The following is a 16,700-nucleotide window of genomic DNA, read 5'->3' as shown; positions in this document are numbered from 1 at the left end:
GACCTCTCGATGTTCGGCCGCGACCCCTGGTGGCTCATCGCCCTCAAGGCCGTGTTCTGCTTCGCGTTCCTGATGGTGACCGTGCTGTTCTCGATCGTCTGGGAGCGCAAGGTCGTCGCCTGGATGCAGCTGCGCATCGGCCCCAACCGGCACGGTCCGTGGGGCATGCTCCAGTCGCTCGCCGACGGCATCAAACTGATGCTGAAGGAAGACGTCATCGTCAAGCGGGCCGACAAGGTGGTCTACGTCCTGGCCCCGATCGTCGCCGCGATCCCGGCGTTCATGGCGATCGCCGTGATCCCCTTCGGGCCGTCCGGCAACGAGGTCTCGATCTTCGGCCACCGCACCACGATGCAGCTCACCGACCTGCCGATCGCGATGCTCTACATCCTCGCGTGCGCCTCGGTCGGCATCTACGGGATCGTGCTCGCGGGCTGGTCGTCCGGCTCGACGTACCCGCTGCTCGGCGGGCTCCGCAGTTGCGCGCAGATGATCTCGTACGAGATCGCGATGGGTGCGGCGTTCGCCTCGGTCTTCCTCTACTCGGGGTCGATGTCGACCTCGCAGATCGTCGCCCAGCAGCACGACCGCTGGTACATCGTGCTGCTGCCGGTCTCCTTCATCATCTACGTCGTCACGATGGTGGGCGAGACCAACCGCGCCCCCTTCGACATGCCGGAGTCCGAGGGCGACCTGGTCGGCGGCTTCAACACCGAGTACTCGTCGATCAAGTTCGCGCTGTTCATGCTGGCCGAGTACGTCAACATGGTCACCGTCTCGGCGGTGTCGACCACCCTCTTCCTGGGCGGCTGGCGGGCCCCATGGCCCATCTCCACCTTCTGGGAGGGCGCCAACCACGGCTGGTGGCCGATGCTCTGGTTCGTCATCAAGGTCCAGCTGCTGCTCTTCTTCTTCATCTGGCTGCGCGGCACGCTGCCCCGCGTCCGCTACGACCAGCTGATGAAGCTCGGCTGGAAGGTCCTCATCCCGGTCTCGGTCGTCTGGCTGATGCTGGTCGCGACCGTGCGGGCGCTGCGCAACGACGGCCACGACTTCTCCAAGATCGTGCTGTACGTCGGGGGCGCGGTCGTCGCCGTCCTGCTGATCTCCCTGGTCGCCGATGTCTTCCGGGGCCGCAAGGCCGAGGAACCGGAGGAGGAGCCCGCCGCCTTCGACCCGATGGCGGGCGGATTCCCGGTGCCACCACTGCCCGGACAGACCCTTCCACCCGTGCCCAGGCGACGCCCGAGGCATGAGCGGGAGCTCGTTGTCAGTGGTGGGTCCGATACTGAGAGTGACCGTGACGGAAGGGAGGACGAGGGTGTCTAAGTCATCGGAACCGGAAGGGACTTCGGGGGAGCCCGAGGGTTCGTCCGAGGGCAAGTTCCTGAACCCGGTGGCCGGCTTCGGCGTGACCTTCAAGGCCATGTTCAAGAAGCGGCTGACCGAGCAGTACCCGGAACAGCAGAAGACCACGGCCCCCCGCTTCCACGGGCGCCACCAGCTGAACCGGCATCCGGACGGCCTGGAGAAGTGCGTCGGCTGCGAGCTGTGCGCCTGGGCCTGTCCCGCCGACGCGATCTATGTGGAGGGCGCGGAAAACAAGGACGAGGAGCGCTACTCGCCGGGCGAGCGGTACGGCATCGTCTACCAGATCAACTACGCCCGCTGCATCCTGTGCGGGCTGTGCATCGAGGCGTGCCCCACGCGCGCGCTGACGATGACCAACGAGTTCGAACTGGCCGACACCAGCCGCGCGAACCTGATCTACACCAAGGAGCAGCTGCTCGCCGGGCTCGAAGAGGGCATGGTCGACTCGCCGCACGCCATCTACCCGGGCATGACGGAGGGCGACTACTACCGGGGCCTGGTCACCGAGGCCGCGCCCGGCACGGTCCGCCAGGTCGCCGTCTCCCGGGGCGAGCAGCCCGCCGGGTCCGCCAACGGGGAGCAGCCCGAGGAGGTGGACGCGTGATGCAGCTCGCCGTCTCCGCCACGACCACCTCCACCGGGGAGGCCTTCCAGTTCTGGGTGCTGGGCACGGTCGCCGTCATCGGCGCGCTGGGCACCGTACTGATGAAGAAGGCCGTGCACAGCGCGCTGTCGCTCGCCGGGACCATGATCATCCTGGCGGTCTTCTACCTCGCCAACGGGGCGTACTTCCTGGGCATCGTCCAGGTCGTCGTCTACACCGGCGCGATCATGATGCTCTTCCTCTTCGTCGTCATGCTGGTCGGCGTCACAGCCGCCGACTCGCTGAAGGAGACCATCAAGGGGCAGCGGATCTGGGCCGCGGTCTGCGGGCTCGGCTTCGGAGTGCTCCTGATCGCGGGCCTCGCCAACGCCTCCCTGAAGCACTTCGACGGCCTCTCCCAGGCCAACTCGAACGGCAACGTGGAGGGTCTGGCCACCCTCATCTTCACCAAGTACGTGTTCGCCTTCGAAATCACCGGCGCCCTGCTGATCACCTCGGCGGTCGGCGCGATGGTGCTCACGCACCGCGAGCGCACCGAGCGCGCCAAGACCCAGCGCGAGCGCTCCGAGGAGCGTGTGCGCGAGGGCAAGCACCTGCCGCCGCTGCCCGCCCCCGGCGTCTACGCCCGGCACAACGCGGTGGACGTCGCGGGCCTGCTGCCCGACGGCACGACCTCCGAGCTCACCGTCAACCAGACGCTGCGCGGCCGGGGTCAGATCCGCGATGTGTCCAGCGAGGCGCTGAGTGACCTCAAGGCGCTGGAGCAGCGCTCCGCCGAGCGTCTGGGCCGGGAAGAGGAGGCCGCGAAGTGAACCCCGTCAACTACCTGTATCTGTCCGCCCTGTTGTTCACCATCGGCGCGGCCGGGGTGCTGATCAGGCGGAACGCGATCGTGGTCTTCATGTGCGTGGAGCTGATGCTCAACGCCTGCAACCTGGCGTTCGTGGTCTTCTCCCGGATGCACGGCAACCTCGACGGCCAGATCATCGCGTTCTTCACGATGGTCGTCGCCGCCGCGGAGGTCGTCGTCGGGCTCGCGATCATCGTGTCGCTCTTCCGTTCCCGCCACTCGGCCTCGGTCGACGACGCCAGCCTGATGAAGCTGTAAGGGGTCGCTGAATCGTGGACAACCTGATTGCGCTGCTCATCGCGGCGCCTCTGCTCGGAGCGGCCGTACTGCTGTGCGGCGGGCGTCGGCTCGACGCCGTGGGGCACTGGCTGGGCACGCTGCTCGCGGCCGTGTCGTTCGGCCTGGGCGTCACGCTCTTCGTCGACATGCTCGGCCGCTCGGCCGACAACAGGGCGGTGCACAAGCACCTGTTCAGCTGGGTCCCGGTGGAGGGCTTCCAGGCCGACGTCGGCTTCCAGCTCGACCAGCTGTCGATGACGTTCGTCCTGCTGATCACGGGTGTGGGCACGCTGATCCACCTGTACTCGGTCGGCTACATGGAGCACGACGAGAACCGCCGCCGCTTCTTCGGCTACCTCAACCTGTTCCTGGCGGCGATGCTGCTGCTGGTCCTGGCCGACAACTACCTTCTGCTGTACGTCGGCTGGGAGGGCGTCGGTCTGGCGTCCTACCTGCTCATCGGCTTCTGGCAGCACAAGCCGAGCGCGGCGACGGCCGCCAAGAAGGCGTTCCTGGTCAACCGGGTCGGCGACATGGGCCTGTCGATCGCCATCATGGTCATGTTCACCACCTGGGGCTCCTTCGCCTTCTCGACCGTCTTCAACCAGGTCGGCGAGACCGGCTGGGGCCGCAACACCGCCGTCGGCCTGATGCTGCTGCTCGCCGCGTGCGGCAAGTCGGCGCAGGTGCCGCTGCAGTCCTGGCTCGGCGACGCGATGGAGGGCCCGACCCCGGTCTCGGCCCTGATCCACGCGGCGACGATGGTGACCGCGGGCGTCTACCTCATCACCCGCTCCGGCGTGATCTTCAACGCGGTGCCGAACACCCAGACAGTGGTGGTGATCGTCGGCGCGGTCACGCTCCTGTTCGGTGCGATCGTCGGTTGCGCCAAGGACGACATCAAGAAGGCGCTGGCCGGCTCGACCATGTCGCAGATCGGTTACATGATCCTCGCCACCGGCCTCGGCCCCATCGGCTACGCCTTCGCGATCATGCACCTGGTCACCCACGGCTTCTTCAAGGCCGGGCTCTTCCTCGGCGCGGGCTCCGTGATGCACGGCATGAACGACGAGGTCGACATGCGCAAGTACGGCGGCCTCCGTAAGTACATGCCGGTCACCTTCGCGACCTTCGGTCTCGGCTATCTCGCCATCATCGGCTTCCCGGGCCTGTCCGGCTTCTGGTCCAAGGACAAGATCATCGAGGCGGCGTTCGCCAAGGGCGGCACCGAGGGCTGGATCCTCGGCGCGGTGACCCTGCTCGGCGCGGCCATCACTGCGTTCTACATGACGCGTGTGATGCTGATGACCTTCTTCGGCGAGAAGCGCTGGAACGAGGACGAGGTGCATCCGCACGAGTCGCCGCGCACCATGACGCTCCCGATGATCGTGCTGGCCTTCGGATCGGTCTTCGCGGGCGGCCTGTTCAGCATCAACGAGTCGTTCGTGAAGTGGCTGGAGCCGGTCACGAGCCTCTCCCACGGTGACTCGCCCATCAGCTCCGGCGTGGTCACCGCGGCGACGACGGTGGTGCTCCTGATCGGCGTCGGCATCGCGTACGCGCAGTACGGACGCAGGCCGGTCCCGGCCCTCGCCCCGCGCGGCTCGCTGCTCACCCGGGCCGCCCGCCGCGACCTCCTCCAGGACGACTTCAACCATGTGGTCCTGGTCCGCGGCGGCGAGCACCTGACCCGTTCGCTGGTGTACGTCGACCACACCCTGGTCGACGGAGTGGTCAACGGAACCGCCGCAGGGGTCGGCGGGCTCTCGGGCCGGCTGCGCAAGCTGCAGAACGGCTTCGCCCGCAGTTACGCGGTCTCCATGTTCGGAGGTGCGGCGGTGCTCATCGCCGCGACCCTGCTGATGAGGGCGGTGTAAGACATGTCGTTCCCCCTCCTTACCGCGACGGCGGCGCTACCTGCGGTCGGCGCGATCGCCACCGCCGCCGTCCCGGCCGAGCGGCGCACCGCGGCCAAGTGGCTGGCGCTGCTGGTCTCGGTCGGCACGCTCGCGCTGGGCGCGGCCCAGCTCGTACGGTTCGAGCCCGGCGGCGACCGGTACCAGCTCACCGAGTCGCACGCCTGGATCAAGGACTTCGGCGTCCGCTACGAACTGGGTGTGGACGGCATCGGGGTGGCGCTGATCGCGCTCACCGCGCTGCTGATCCCGTTCATCATCGCGGCGGGCTGGCACGACGCCGATCCCCTGGAGACCCACAACAGCCGCTGGCGGCCCACCCAGGGCTTCTTCGCCCTGATCCTCGCCGTCGAGGCGATGGTGATCCTCTCCTTCGAGGCCACCGACGTCTTCCTCTTCTACATCCTGTTCGAAGCCATGCTGATCCCGATGTACTTCCTCATCGGCGGCTTCGGCGACCGCGCCCATGAGCACGGCGACCAGGCCGCCGCGACCCAACGGTCGTACGCGGCGGTCAAGTTCCTGCTCTACAACCTGGTCGGCGGTCTGATCATGCTGGCCGCGGTGATCGGCCTCTATGTGGTCGCCGGGACGTTCTCGCTCGACGAGATCGCGGCGGCGCGCGCGAACGGCTCGCTCGACATGGCGACCAACACCGAGCGGCTGCTCTTCCTCGGCTTCTTCTTCGCCTTCGCGGTGAAGGCCCCGCTGTGGCCGCTGCACACCTGGCTGCCGAACGCGATGGGCGAGGCGACCGCCCCGGTCGCCGTGCTGATCACGGCGGTTGTCGACAAGGTCGGCACGTTCGCGATGCTCCGCTTCTGCCTCCAGCTCTTCCCGGACGCGTCGAAGTGGGCGACGCCGGTGATCCTGGTGCTCGCCGTGATCAGCATCATCTACGGGGCGCTGCTCGCGGTCGGCCAGCGGGACATCAAGCGCCTGGTGGCCTACGCGTCGATCTCGCACTTCGGGTTCATCGTCATGGGCATCTTCGCGATGACCACCCAGGGCCAGTCGGGCGCCACGCTCTACATGGTCAACCACGGGATCTCGACAGCCGCGTTGATGCTGGTGGCGGGCTTCCTGATCTCGCGCCGCGGCTCGCGGCTGATCTCGGACTACGGCGGGGTGCAGAAGGTGGCGCCGCTGCTCGCGGGCACCTTCCTGGTCGGCGGTCTGGCCACCCTCTCGCTGCCGGGGCTCGCACCCTTCGTCAGTGAGTTCCTGGTCCTGGTGGGCACGTTCAGCCGCTATCCGGCGATCGGCGTCATCGCCACGCTCGGCATCGTGCTGGCCGCGCTGTACGTCCTGGTCCTCTACCAGCGGACGATGACGGGCCCGGTCAAGGCCGAGGTGCAGGGCATGCCGGACCTGAAGGTCCGTGAACTCCTGGTGGTCGCCCCGCTGATCGCGCTCCTAGTCTTCCTGGGCGTCTACCCGAAGCCGCTCACCGACATCGTCAACCCGGCGGTGGGCCACACCATGTCCGACGTACACAAGAAGGACCCCAAGCCCGTGGTGGAGGCGGCCCAGTGAGCACAGCAACAGCTGTCCACAGCCTGTGGACGACGGCGGCCGACGGCAAGGTGACCAAGATCCCGGCGCCGCACATCGAGTACGCGCAGCTGGCGCCCACGCTCATTGTGGTCGGTGCGGCGGTGCTCGGCGTGCTGGTCGAGGCGTTCGTCCCCCGCAAGAGCCGTTACTACGTCCAGGTCTTCCTCTCCGTCGTCGCTCTCGCGGCCGCCTTCGCCGCGGTCGTCGCGCTCGCGGCCGGCGGATACGGCACGACCAAGGCGCACATCGCGGCGATGGGCGCGATCGCCGTCGACGGCCCGGCGCTCTTCCTCCAGGGCACCATTCTCCTCGCCTCGATCGTCGCGATCTTCACCTTCGCCGAGCGCCGCCTCGACCCCGAGGCGCACGGCAACCGGGTGGACTCGTTCGCCGCGCAGGCCGCGTCCGTCCCCGGAAGCGACAGCGAAAAGGCCGCGGTGAAAGCCGGGTTCACGACCACCGAGGTCTTCCCGCTCGCCCTCTTCGCGATCTCCGGGATGCTGGTCTTCCCGGCGGCGAACGACCTGCTGACGCTCTTCGTGGCCCTTGAGGTCTTCTCGCTTCCGCTGTACCTGCTGTGCGCGCTGGCCCGCCGCAAGCGGCTGATGTCGCAGGAAGCGGCCGTGAAGTACTTCCTGCTCGGCGCGTTCTCGTCCGCGTTCCTGCTGTTCGGCATCGCGCTCCTGTACGGCTACGCGGGTTCCGTGCAGTACGCGACGATCGCGGACGTCGTCGACGGCACGGTCCAGACGGTGGACCCGGCGCTCGCGGGCACCATGGGCAATGACGCGCTGCTGCTCATCGGCGGCGCGATGATCCTGGTGGGGCTGCTGTTCAAGGTCGGTGCGGTGCCGTTCCACATGTGGACGCCCGACGTCTACCAGGGCGCCCCGACCCCGGTCACCGGCTTCATGGCGGCCGCCACCAAGGTCGCCGCCTTCGGCGCGCTGCTGCGGCTGCTGTACGTGGTGTTGCCCGGGATGCGCTGGGACTGGCGGCCGGTGATGTGGGGCGTCGCGATCATCACGATGCTGGGCGGCGCGGTCGTCGCCATCACCCAGACCGACATCAAGCGCCTCCTCGCGTACTCCTCGATCGCGCACGCCGGGTTCATCCTGGCCGGTGTGATCGCGACCAACGCGGACGGCATCTCGTCGGTGCTGTTCTATCTGGGCGCGTACTCGTTCGTGACGATCGGCGCGTTCGCGGTGGTCACGCTGGTACGGGACGCGGGCGGCGAGGCGACGCACCTGTCCAAGTGGGCGGGCCTGGGCCGGCGTTCACCCCTGGTGGCGGCGGCGTTCGCGGTCTTCCTGCTCGCCTTCGCGGGCATCCCGCTGACCTCCGGGTTCTCCGGGAAGTTCGCCGTCTTCAAGGCGGCGGCGGAAGGCGGCGCGGGCGCGCTGGTCGTGGTCGGTGTGGTCTCGTCGGCGGTCGCCGCGTTCTTCTACATCCGGGTGATCGTGCTGATGTTCTTCAGCGAGCCGAAGGCGGACGGGCCGACGGTGGCCGTTCCGTCGGTGCTGACGACGACGGCGATCGGGGTCGGCGTCGCGGTGACGCTGGTGCTGGGTGTGGCGCCGCAGTACTTCCTGGACCTGGCGAGCCAGGCGGGGGTGTTCGTCCGATAGGTGGTCGAGCGGTACGGCTGGGCCCCGGCGCGTGTGACGTGCCGGGGCCCGTGCTGTGCGCCCCCTTTGCCACCCCCCTGTGGATAACTTTTTGTCCGCTCTGACCTGCGGTTTCGTACCCGTACGAGGGAGATCTGGCACGACGGCGCGGGGGTGTGTCGGCCCGGGCCCCTATCGTGGCAGGGGTGGTGGAGTTACGAGGACGACGGGCGGGGACGCAGCGATGATCGGGACGGACGAGCAGGGCGTGGTGGTCGAGAGCGAGGCGCTGCGGACGCTGCGGCGGGTTTTCGGGTACGAGAGCTTCCGCGGTGACCAGGGCGCGGTCATCGAGCATGTGGTGGCCGGCGGGGATGCCGTGGTGCTCATGCCGACCGGCGCCGGAAAGTCGCTCTGCTACCAGATCCCGGCCCTGGTCAGACCGGGTACGGGCGTCGTGGTCTCCCCTCTTATCGCCCTGATGCAGGACCAGGTGGACGCGCTGCGTGCGCTGGGCGTGCGCGCCGGGTTCATCAACTCCACGCAGGACTTCGACGAGCGCCGCACGGTGGAGGCGGAGCTGCTCGCGGGCGAGCTCGACCTGCTCTACCTCGCCCCCGAGCGGCTGCGCGTGGAGGCCACCCTCGATCTGCTCTCCCGGGCCAAGATCTCCGTCTTCGCGATCGACGAGGCGCACTGTGTGGCGCAGTGGGGCCACGACTTCCGCCCCGACTACCTGGCGCTCTCGCTGCTGGGCGAGCGCTGGCCGGACGTGCCGCGCATCGCGCTGACGGCGACGGCCACGCGGGTCACGCACCGGGAGATCACCGACCGGCTCGTGATGCCGCACGCGCGCCACTTCGAGGCGAGCTTCGACCGGCCGAACATCCAGTACCGGATCGTGCCGAAGAACGACCCCAAGAAGCAGCTGCTCACCTTCCTGAAGGACGAGCACGACGGCGACGCGGGCATCGTCTACTGCCTGTCCCGGGCGTCGGTGGACAAGACCGCGCAGTACCTGTGCGACAACGGGGTGGCGGCGGTCCCGTACCACGCGGGTCTGGACTCGGGGACGCGCGCGGCGCACCAGTCCCGCTTCCTGCGGGAGGAGGGTCTTGTCGTGGTGGCGACCATCGCGTTCGGCATGGGCATCGACAAGCCGGACGTACGGTTCGTGGCCCATCTCGATCTACCGAAGTCGGTCGAGGGCTACTACCAGGAGACCGGCCGCGCGGGCCGCGACGGGCTGCCGTCGACGGCGTGGATGGCGTACGGGCTGCAGGACGTGGTCCAGCAGCGCAAGATGATCCAGGGCGGTGAGGGCGACGAGGCGTTCCGGCGCCGGGCCGCGTCCCACCTGGACGCGATGCTGGCGCTCTGCGAGACGGCCGGGTGCCGCCGGGCCCAGCTCCTCGGCTACTTCGGCCAGGAGGCGACCGCCGAGCACTGCGGCAACTGCGACACGTGCCTGAACCCGCCGGAGACGTGGGACGGCACGGTGGCGGCCCAGAAGCTGCTGTCCACGATCGTCCGGCTTGAGCGCGAGCGGCGCCAGAAGTTCGGGGCGGGCCAGGTCATCGACATCCTGCTCGGCCGCAAGACGGCGAAGGTGATCCAGTTCGACCACGACTCGCTGTCCGTCTTCGGTATCGGCGAAGAGCTCTCCGAGGCCCAATGGCGGGGCGTGGTGCGGCAGTTGCTGGCGCAGGGTCTGGTGGCCGTGGAGGGGGAGTACGGGACGCTGGTCCTGACGGAGACGAGTGCGGAGGTGCTGGGGCGCCAGCGCGAGGTCAGGTTGCGCTCGGAACCGGCGAAGCCGGAGCGCGCGCCCCGCGCACGGGGTGCGGCCAAGGTGAAGGCGGCCCCGGCCGACTTCCCGGAGGAGGCGGCCCCGCTCTTCGAGGCCCTGCGCGCGTGGCGGGCCGCGCAGGCCCGGGAGCAGGGTGTCCCGGCGTACGTGATCTTCCACGACGCGACCCTGCGGGAGATCGCCGTCGCCCGGCCCACCTCGGTGGACGAGCTGGGCACGATCGCCGGCGTGGGCGAGAAGAAGCTGGCGACGTATGGGGAGGGTGTGCTGTCCGTTCTGGCGGAGGCGTAGCCCCCACCCCGCCCCTTCCCGAAAGCCCTGGGCGGGCGGCCGGGTTCGCGGCTGCGGGCGGGTGGGGGCTGGTCGCGCAGTTCCCCGCGCCCCTTAAATGGGCCCTTCGGGCCCTCCTGGGGGCGCGGGGCACTACGCGAGCAACCAGCATCGGTCCGCAGGCGAAACGGGGCACAGGGGCGAAGCCCCGCTTACCCACCCACCCCAGCCGGGGCCCCGGGCGGAGCCTCGAGTGGGGTGCAGGGGCCGCAGGCCCCGCAAGGGGGTCCGGGGGCGCAGCCCCCGGGAAACCACCTTCACCCCCACCCACCCCCGGAGGGTTAAGGGAACGGGCGGGGTGGGGGGAACTACCCCACGATCCGGCCCGTCACCTCTCCCAGTCCCACCCGGACCCCGTCCGCCCCCGGGGCCCACGCCGTCATCGTGACGATGTCGCCGTCCTCCAGGAACGTGCGCTTGCCGGAGGCGAGTTCGACCGGCTCCGTGCCGTTCCAGGTGAGTTCGAGCAGGGAGCCGCGCTGGTCGCGCTCGGGGCCGCTGACCGTGCCCGAGCCGAAGACGTCGCCGGTGCGCAGCGACGCCCCGTTCACCGTCATGTGGGCGAGCTGCTGCGCCGCGGTCCAGTACATGCCCGCGAACGGCGGCTCGGCCACCAGCTGGCCGTTGATCGCGACGGCGATGTGGATGTCGAAGCCGCCCGGCACCTCGGCGTCCGCGTCGTCGAGGTAGGGCAGGAGCGGGAAGTCACGCGTCGGCGGGACCACACGGGCCGCCGACAGGGCCTCCAGCGGGGTGACCCACGCCGACACGGACGTGGCGAACGACTTGCCCAGGAACGGACCCAGCGGCACGTACTCCCACGCCTGGATGTCCCGCGCCGACCAGTCGTTCAGCAGGAAGAGCCCGAAGACGTGGTCGTCGAACGCGCCGAGCTCCACCGGCCGGCCCAGCTCGGACGGGGTGCCGACCACGAAGCCGACCTCCGCCTCGATGTCCAGCTTCACCGAAGGACCGAACACCGGCGCGGGGTCGCTCGGCGCCTTGCGCTGCCCGTGCGGACGTACGACATCGGTCCCGGAGACCACGATCGTGCCCGAGCGGCCGTGGTAACCGATCGGCAGATGCTTCCAGTTGGGCGTCAGCGCGTCCCCGTCCGGACGGAAGATCCGGCCCACATTGGTGGCGTGGTGCTCGCTCGCGTAGAAGTCGACATAGTCGGAGACCTCGTACGGCAGGTGCAGGGTGACCGTGTCCAGCGGGTGCAGCAGGGGCTCTATATCGGGCCGATGGGCCGGGACCGTCACCCACGCGGTGAGCGCGCGCCGCACATCGCGCCAGGCCGTGCGCCCCGCCGCGAGCAGCGGGTTGAGTGTCGGCTGCGCGAGCAGCGCCGCGTACGGGGAGCCGAGCGCGTGCGCGGCGGCCCCCGCGTCCAGGACGTGGTCGCCGATGCGGACGCCGACCCGGCGGTGGTCGGGCGCGTCGGCGGTGGAGAAGACGCCGTACGGAAGGTTGTGCGGGCCGAAGGGGTCGCCCTCGGCCAGGTCGAGCGGGCTCTGCTCGGACATCTGTGCCTGCCTCGCTTTCCACGGGTGTGGAGGACACGTTACGTCGGCGATGGTTGCGTAGGCAGTGTCTAAAGAGTTCGTAATGTCCGGAAACTCCGCCTCCGGAAGGAGTGATTCCCCCTTACCGTCCTTGCCGGGACACGAACGCGGCGAGGGGGCCGTGCGTTCCGAGGGGGGACAGGTGGCGAGCAGTAATGCGCTGTTCACGGCCGACCGGACCGTGCCCGGACTGATCGTGAAGATCGGGAACTATCCGCTGCACCACGGCGGCGTCGGAGCCATTCGCAGTCTCGGCAGGCTCGGCGTGCCGATGTACGCGATCACCGAGGACCGCTGGACCCCGGCGGCCCACTCCCGCTATCTGCGGCACGCCTTCGCGTGGCCCACCACCGGCCGCGAGAACCCGGACGCGCTGGTCGACGGGCTGCTGCGGATCGGCCGCCGGATCGGCCGCCCGGCCGTGCTCGTCCCGACCGACGAAGAGGCGGCGGTGCTGATCGCGGAGCACCAGAAAGAGCTCGCCGACAGCTTCCTGTTCCCTTCCGTGGCCCCGGAGTTGCCCCGCCGGCTCGCCAGCAAGCAGGGCCTGCACGAGCTGTGCGTCGAGCACGGGGTGCCTTCTCCGGCGGCTGCCTTTCCCGACACGTACGACGACGTCGAGGACTTCGCGCGGCACGCGCGCTTCCCGGTGGTCGCCAAGAACCGCGAGGCGTTCGTACGGCGCGAGCGGCCCGCCGTGCGCGGCACCACCCGGATCGAGAGCGCCGCGCATCTGCTGGCGCTCGCGCGCCGCTGGGGCGAGCGGCCGGGCGTGATCCTCCAGGAGTATCTGCCGCGCGAGCAGGCCGAGGACTGGATCGTGCACGCCTACTTCGACGAGAACGCGGCGCCGCTCGCGATGTTCACCGGGGTCAAGGTGCGCTCCTGGCCGCCGCACGCCGGGATGACCGCCACCGCGTACGTCGTCGACAACCCCGAACTCGCGCTCCTCGCCGAGCAGTTCGTGAAGCGGATCGGGTTCAGCGGGATCGTCGACCTCGATCTGCGCTTCGACCGGCGCGACGGGCAGTACAAGCTGCTCGACTTCAATCCGAGGATGGGCGCCCAGTTCCGGCTCTTCGAGAACGAGCCGGGCGTCGACGTCGTACGGGCGCAGCATCTGCATCTCACCGGGCGCGCGGTCCCCGAGGGCGAGCAGCTCTCCGGGCGGCGCTATGTCGTCGAGAACATCGACCTGCCCGCGCTCATCGCGTATCGCCGCAGCGGCTACACCACCCCGCACGCTCCCGCGCGCCCCTCCGGCACGGAACTCGCGTGGCTCGCGCGGGACGACCCCAGGCCCTTCTTCACGATGCTCGCCCGCTTCGTACGCCCGGGAGCGGCGCATCTCTACCAGCTGTGGCGGAGCTCCCGCCACGCGACCGCCCGGGCGGCCGACTAGACCAACCGCACGCGTAACACCCTGGGGAGGGACTTCACGTGATTCGTCCGGTAGCTGTCATCGGGGCGGGACCCTTCGGTCTGTCCACCGCCGCGCATCTGCGCGGGCGCGGCATTCCCGTCCGCGTCTTCGGCTCGCCGATGGTGAGCTGGCGCGAGCACATGCCCCAGGGCATGGTGCTGAAGTCGACGCCGTCCGCGTCCAGCATCGACGCGCCCCAACCGGGCCACGACCTGGTCGACTTCTGCGCGGATACGGGCGTACGACGGTACGAGTCCGACTGGGACCTCATCTTGGGGGCGGACTTCGCGGCGTACGGGCAGTGGTTCGCGCAGCGGCTGCTGCCCGATCTGGAGCAGGTGCGGGTGGTCTCCGTGGACCGCGCCCGGGACGGCCATTTCGAGGTGAAACTCGACTCGGGGGAGGCGTTCGAAGCGCGCGCGGTGGTGGTCGCGACCGGGCTCGCGGGCCTGGCCCGGATGCCCCGCGAGCTGGCGGCGGCCGTCCCCGACGGCCCGTCCGCCACCGGCCCGATCTCGCACGCCTCCCAGCACGCCGACCTCTCCCGGTTCGCGGGCCGCGAGGTGCTGGTCGTGGGCGCGGGCCAGTCGGCCCTGGAGAACGCGGTGCTGATGGCGGAGGCGGGCGCGAGCGTACGGATCGTGGCGCGCCGGGCCGGAGCCGTCCGCTTCGGCGCCGCCCCCGACCAGCAGCCCCGGCTGAGCCCCGACTCGCCGTTCGGCCGCGCCTGGTCGCTGTACGCCTTCTCGTACCACGCCACCCACTTCCGCCATCTGCCCGCGCCCACCCGCCACTACCTGGTGCGCAAGGTGCTCGGGCCGCTGGGCGCGTGGTGGCTGCGCGAGCGGTTCATGGGCCGGGTCGCGGTGACCGACGGCCGCCGGGTGGTGCGGGCGCGCGTCGAGTCCGGGCGCCCCGTCCTGACCCTGAGCGGCGGCAGCGGGGCGCAGCGCGAACTCGCCGCCGACCATGTGATGGCCGCGACCGGCTACCGCATGGACGTGGCCGCGCTCGACTACCTCGGCCCGGGGCTGCGCACCCAGCTCACCACCTCGCGCGGCGCGCCGGTCCTGGACGCGGGCTACCGCTCCACGGTCCCGGGCCTCTACTTCACGGGCCTGCCGGCGGCCTCGTCGTTCGGCCCCGTGATGCGCTTCGTGTGCGGGACGCAGTACGCGTCGCCGAGGCTGGCGGCGTCGGTGGCGGCGGGGAACTGAGGCCGGGGACGAGACAACTGGGGCCTTGCGACGGCGGTTTGACCATCGACGGCGCGCGCGGCGGGACTTCACCACGGCGTGCGCGCCGGACGCCGGGGGCCCATCCCGCCACCAGACGCCGGGGCCTCATCCTGCCACCGGGTGCCGGGCGCCTCACCCCGCCGTGCGCGGGATCTTCTTCTCCCATGTCCGGTGGAACACGATCTCCCCGCGGTCGCGGCACACCACCTCGTCGGAGGTGAGGAAGTCCGCCGCGTCGCAGCGGATTTCGGAGCGTGTGGTGATGGTGACGTCCCAGGCGAGCTCCGGTCGGTGGAGTCGGATCGTCCAGTCGGAGCGGGTCCGCGCGGACTGCGGGTCGCCCTCCTCGATCGTGTACGTCTCCAGGGCCTCCTCGGTGAATTCGAGGCCGTCGGGGTAGACCCGGGTGCCGCCGTACCTCGGGTCCACCTCCAGGCGCCACTCGCCCTTGGCCACATCGCGGATCACCAGGCGTTCGGGGCGCGGCTCGTCGAGCGGTTCGGGCGAGACCACGCCCAGCGGCGCCGACTGCTCCGGCGCCTCGAAGGTGAGGGCGTCCGACGTCCGCTCCCGCAGCGGGAGTCGGAGCGAGCTGCCGACCGGGTCGAGGGTGAAGCCGACCGAGTCCGCCTGCGGCCAGATCCATGGCCAGTACGCGGAGGAGACGGCGAGGCGGATGCGGTGGCCGGGCGGGAAGGAGTGGCCGATGCCGTTGAGCAGAAACGTCACGTCCTGGGTGGCACCCAGCGGCCACGCGTCCACGCGGTCGCGTCCCTCGCGCGCGGAGAGGTTGAGCGCGCCCCGTGTGACCAGCGTGGACGAGCCGTCCGGCGCCACATCGGAGAGCCGGGCGATCGCCTGCCCGAACGGGACGTCCATGCGCAGCCGCAGCGTCACCTCGGGGCGCCCGAGGATCTCCAGCGGCGGCCCGTCGTCCGGCACCGCGAAGTCGAACGCCGCCGAGTGGGCGTCCTCGCCGCGCTGGTCGGGCGGCAGATCGGCGTCGTTGCCGAACGGGAAGAAGCGGCCCGCGTCCAGGCCGGTGTGCTGCGGCGAGTCGATCCGTACCGGGGTGCCACCAAAAGCGTACGAGACGGGTGTGACATGCGGTGACGGCCACGCCGGGTCGCCGACCCAGCGGCCGGGCAGCTCGTCGTAGACGGTGGCGGGGCGGTGCGACTCGCTGATCCAGGAGCGCAGCAGCGGCTCGGCCATCACTGCCGTGTCCTTGCCCTTGAGCCAGTGGTCCCACCAGCGCAGCGTCTCCTGGAGGAAGCCGATCGCAGGTCCCGGCGGAAGCCCCCGGTCCGGGTACTGGTGCGACCAGGGCCCGATCAGACCGCGTACGCGCTCGGGAGGCAGATGTTCCACCAGGCGCAGGACCGTGTCCCGGTACGGGTCGTGCCAGCCGCCCACCGCGAGCACCGCCGCGCCGATCGCCCCGTAGTCCTCGCAGACGCTGCCGTGCTTCCAGTACTCGTCGCGGGTCTGGTGCGCCAGCCAGGTGTGGATGTACGGCTCGACGCTCTCCAGGCGCCGCAGCCACATCTCCCGCCACTTCTCTCCCACGTACGCCGGGTCGGGCGGGCGCGCGGTGAAGGCCAGCATCGTCGCCGCCCATGCGTGCATGTCCACCGCCAGGACGGAACTTCCCATGTAGTGCACGTCGTTGTCATAGCGGTCGTCCGATGAGCAGACCGTGACGACCGCCTTGAGCGGCTCGGGCGCGAGGGCCGCGATCTGAAGGGAGTTGAAGCCGCCCCAGGAGATCCCGAACATGCCCACGCCGCCGTCGCACCATGGCTGTTGGGCCAGCCACTCGACGACCTCGACGCCGTCCGCCAGCTCCCGCGCGTCGTACTCGTCACCCGGCAGGCCCTCGCTGTTGCCGTGCCCGCGCACATCGACGCGTACGGACGCGTAGCCGTGCCCCGCGTACCAGGGATGGCGCTGCCAGTCGCGCGGCGCGGTCCAGTCGGTGAGCCGGTACGGCAGGTATTCGAGCAGCGCCGGGACGGGCTCGTCCGTCTCGGGCCGCCAGACGCGCGCGTACAGCCGCGTCCCGTCCGCGAGCGGGATACGGATGTCCTCGCGCCGGGTCTCGTACGGGAATTCGGTGCGGATCTGCATGGCGGAACACCTCG

12 protein-coding genes are annotated in these 16,700 nt (G+C 70.1%); 10 read left to right on the top strand and 2 right to left on the bottom strand.

Going from position 1 to position 16,700, the window contains the following annotated elements:
• Positions 1-9 precede the first annotated feature (9 nt).
• The 8 genes from nuoH (at position 10) to recQ (ending at position 10,288) form a co-directional block, all read left to right on the top strand.
• Positions 10-1,329, top strand: a complete 1,320-nt coding sequence (gene nuoH, locus BG418_RS26525; RefSeq protein ID WP_223185496.1) for an NADH-quinone oxidoreductase subunit NuoH — start codon at positions 10-12, stop codon at positions 1,327-1,329.
• A complete protein-coding gene (gene nuoI, locus BG418_RS26520) occupies positions 1,253-1,975 on the top strand; it encodes an NADH-quinone oxidoreductase subunit NuoI (protein WP_223185370.1) in 723 nt (240 codons plus the stop codon). The genes nuoH and nuoI overlap by 77 nt, the downstream gene beginning before the upstream one ends.
• Entirely contained in the window at positions 1,975-2,787 is an 813-nt protein-coding gene (locus BG418_RS26515) for an NADH-quinone oxidoreductase subunit J (RefSeq protein ID WP_188276601.1), read from the top strand. Before nuoI ends, BG418_RS26515 begins: the two co-directional genes overlap by 1 nt.
• Positions 2,784-3,083, top strand: coding sequence for an NADH-quinone oxidoreductase subunit NuoK (gene nuoK / locus BG418_RS26510; protein ID WP_067163047.1), 300 nt, complete (start codon positions 2,784-2,786; stop codon positions 3,081-3,083). The genes BG418_RS26515 and nuoK overlap by 4 nt, the downstream gene beginning before the upstream one ends.
• A gap of 14 nt (positions 3,084-3,097) precedes the next feature.
• Positions 3,098-4,981, top strand: coding sequence for an NADH-quinone oxidoreductase subunit L (gene nuoL / locus BG418_RS26505; RefSeq protein WP_188276461.1), 1,884 nt, complete (start codon positions 3,098-3,100; stop codon positions 4,979-4,981).
• Between the two features lie 3 nt (positions 4,982-4,984).
• The gene (locus tag BG418_RS26500) at positions 4,985-6,556 is read left to right on the top strand and encodes an NADH-quinone oxidoreductase subunit M (RefSeq protein ID WP_188276460.1); all 1,572 of its coding nucleotides are present in this window, start codon (positions 4,985-4,987) and stop codon (positions 6,554-6,556) included.
• Positions 6,553-8,208 carry an NADH-quinone oxidoreductase subunit NuoN gene (gene nuoN, locus BG418_RS26495; protein WP_188276459.1) on the top strand — a complete coding sequence of 552 codons (1,656 nt, stop codon included), beginning with the start codon at positions 6,553-6,555 and terminating at the stop codon, positions 8,206-8,208. The genes BG418_RS26500 and nuoN overlap by 4 nt, the downstream gene beginning before the upstream one ends.
• 223 nt (positions 8,209-8,431) lie before the next feature.
• A complete protein-coding gene (gene recQ, locus BG418_RS26490) occupies positions 8,432-10,288 on the top strand; it encodes a DNA helicase RecQ (RefSeq protein ID WP_188276458.1) in 1,857 nt (618 codons plus the stop codon).
• 347 nt (positions 10,289-10,635) lie between these two features.
• Here the strand turns inward: recQ and fahA are convergent, their stop codons facing one another.
• Positions 10,636-11,856 (bottom strand): fumarylacetoacetase, encoded by a 1,221-nt coding sequence (fahA, locus tag BG418_RS26485; protein ID WP_188276457.1) that lies wholly within the window; start codon positions 11,854-11,856, stop codon positions 10,636-10,638.
• A gap of 181 nt (positions 11,857-12,037) precedes the next feature.
• On the opposite strand from fahA, the gene BG418_RS26480 reads away from it, so the two are divergent.
• Positions 12,038-13,297, top strand: coding sequence for an ATP-grasp domain-containing protein (locus BG418_RS26480; protein WP_188276456.1), 1,260 nt, complete (start codon positions 12,038-12,040; stop codon positions 13,295-13,297).
• 38 nt (positions 13,298-13,335) lie between these two features.
• Positions 13,336-14,535: an NAD(P)-binding domain-containing protein gene (locus tag BG418_RS26475; protein ID WP_188276455.1), complete on the top strand. Its 1,200-nt coding sequence runs from the start codon at positions 13,336-13,338 to the stop codon at positions 14,533-14,535.
• A gap of 153 nt (positions 14,536-14,688) precedes the next feature.
• On the opposite strand, the gene BG418_RS26470 is transcribed toward BG418_RS26475, so the two are convergent.
• Positions 14,689-16,686 (bottom strand): CocE/NonD family hydrolase, encoded by a 1,998-nt coding sequence (locus BG418_RS26470; protein ID WP_188276454.1) that lies wholly within the window; start codon positions 16,684-16,686, stop codon positions 14,689-14,691.
• Between the last annotated feature and the right edge of the window lie 14 nt (positions 16,687-16,700).

The sequence above is a fragment of the Streptomyces sp. CBMA152 genome, assembly GCF_014596475.1.
GTDB lineage: Bacteria > Actinomycetota > Actinomycetes > Streptomycetales > Streptomycetaceae > Streptomyces.
The sequence above is the reverse complement of the archived record's forward strand: the minus strand, read 5'-3'. Positions and strand labels throughout refer to the sequence as shown.

Bases quoted from the DNA above. Each gene is read 5' to 3' on its own strand.
- nuoH (WP_223185496.1), top strand. From the start codon at position 10: ATGTTCGGCCGCGACCCCTGGTGGCTCATCGCCCTCAAGGCCGTGTTC.
- BG418_RS26500 (WP_188276460.1), top strand. From the start codon at position 4,985: ATGTCGTTCCCCCTCCTTACCGCGACGGCGGCGCTACCTGCGGTCGGC.
- recQ (WP_188276458.1), top strand. From the start codon at position 8,432: ATGATCGGGACGGACGAGCAGGGCGTGGTGGTCGAGAGCGAGGCGCTG.
- BG418_RS26515 (WP_188276601.1), top strand. From the start codon at position 1,975: ATGCAGCTCGCCGTCTCCGCCACGACCACCTCCACCGGGGAGGCCTTC.
- nuoI (WP_223185370.1), top strand. From the start codon at position 1,253: ATGAGCGGGAGCTCGTTGTCAGTGGTGGGTCCGATACTGAGAGTGACC.
- fahA (WP_188276457.1), bottom strand. From the start codon at position 11,856: ATGTCCGAGCAGAGCCCGCTCGACCTGGCCGAGGGCGACCCCTTCGGC.
- BG418_RS26470 (WP_188276454.1), bottom strand. From the start codon at position 16,686: ATGCAGATCCGCACCGAATTCCCGTACGAGACCCGGCGCGAGGACATC.